At 61.9% G+C, this 1,768-nt stretch carries 1 protein-coding gene; it reads left to right on the plus strand.

All coding sequences use genetic code 11. From position 1 onward, the window contains the following. The first annotated feature begins 453 nt into the window (after positions 1-453). On the plus strand, positions 454-1,338 hold the full coding sequence (locus tag AB0K15_RS47995; RefSeq protein ID WP_364067924.1) for an aminoglycoside phosphotransferase family protein: 885 nt from the start codon (positions 454-456) through the stop codon (positions 1,336-1,338). Positions 1,339-1,768 lie beyond the last annotated feature (430 nt).

The following is a 1,768-nucleotide window of genomic DNA, read 5'->3' on the forward strand; positions in this document are numbered from 1 at the left end:
GGCGTCAGACACCACCACCCCACACGGAGGTCTTCGTCATGATCAACCCGACGCGCCGCTCATACGTCAACAACGTCCATGGTCACTACAGCTAGGGGCGCTACGGCGATCTGAGGGCTTGTCTGGAGTGACGCCCAGAGCGACGGCGGCCAGCTCTTGCGACCACCCCGGCAGGGGTGCACTCAGGTCCGGCAGGAGTGAGGGCGAGGCCAGTAGCATCGTCGCATGGCAGACGAGGACATCACGTGGCGCGCAACTCGCCTGAAACGGCAGATGGCCGGGGTCGAGCGTGCTTGCGGCCGGCGCGGGCCTGTCGAGGCTCCGTCACCGTGAACACCTCGCGTGGCCAGATCGTCGAACCTCCTGGTCGAGGCGGCCGGGAGTAAACCTGGCCGCGCATGTACAGGCGGCCCGCGTTCATGATCTACGAAGGGCAGCAGATTGGGCCAAGCAGTGGCATTGACTGAGGAAGCTGCGCACGAAGCCCTCGGCGCGGCGTGCGAGAAGGTAGGGCTCGACTCGTCGGGGGCTGAGTTGATTCGGCTGGGCTCCAACGCGGTGTTTCGTCTTGTGACTCCCGTCATTGTGCGGATCACCCGCGACGCGGCAGCTGTGGACGAGGTGGCTACACAGGTCGCGGTCGCGCGCTGGCTGGCGAGTAAGGACTATCCGGCAAACCGTGCGCTAGACGTTGACCAGCCGGTGAACGTTAGCGGGCACGTTGCGACGTTCTGGGAATCAGTCGCGGAAGATGAGCGTTACGCCCCGATCGCAGATGTTGCCCGGGTCATTCGCGACCTGCATAAACTCGATGCCCCCGCAGAACTGCACCTGCCGGACAAGCGCCCGTTTGATGAGCTACAGGAGCGCATGTCTACGCTAGACAATCTAGATCGTGCGGACGCGGACTTCCTGCGATGTCGTATTGGTGACCTTCGTTCACGGTATGAGTCGCTTGAATTCGCCCTGAAGCCGGGTGTCATTCACGGAGACGCCAACGTCGGAAATGTAATCCTGGATCGCGCGGGCAACCCGGTACTCATAGACCTGGATAGTTTCAGTATCGGCCCGCGCGAGTGGGATCTCGTGCAGACGGCGCTCTTCTACGAGCGCTTCGGGTGGCATACTGAGGATGAGTACCGCAAATTTGTCGACGTCTACGGATTCGACGTCATGTCTTGGGCTGGTTATTCTGTGCTCGCCGACTATCGTGAGGTGTCGATGACCCTCTGGCTGTGCGGAAAGGCTGGCCAAGATGCCGGGGCTGCCGACGAGGTGCGGAAACGTGTGGAGGCTATTAGAAATGGCGGGGACCGTCGTGACTGGGCGCCTTTTTAGAGTCTTGGGGTGTCCAGAGTCGAGTCGCTGAGGCTTGCTCGATAAAGTCAACGGTTGTGGCCGATCGGCCAACTCGGGTGAGGCGTGTGCGGAACTCGTCGACGTACGCGCCGCACCGAGCCGATTTCAGAGATTCGCCAATGTGCAAGGCTTGCAACGCGACTTCGCAAGCCTTTTCTGCTTCACCCTGGTCGAGGTAAGAGTCCGCTAGGACCATGGTTGCGAAGAAGTCACTTCGCACGTACCCGCTTGCAGTCGGGCCGAGGGACTGAGCCGCATACGTTGTGGCGTCGACCGGGCGCCCGAGATCACGGTTGCAATGCCCAAGTTCGGCCGCTAGCTGTTGCGGGTCGTGACGTTGGTGTCGGCTGACGGGGTCTGAGGATGGGGACGGGTCTTTCGGCGGCAGGATGAGAAGTGCGACCCACTC

This window comes from Amycolatopsis sp. NPDC049253 (genome assembly GCF_040678995.1).
GTDB lineage: Bacteria > Actinomycetota > Actinomycetes > Mycobacteriales > Pseudonocardiaceae > Amycolatopsis.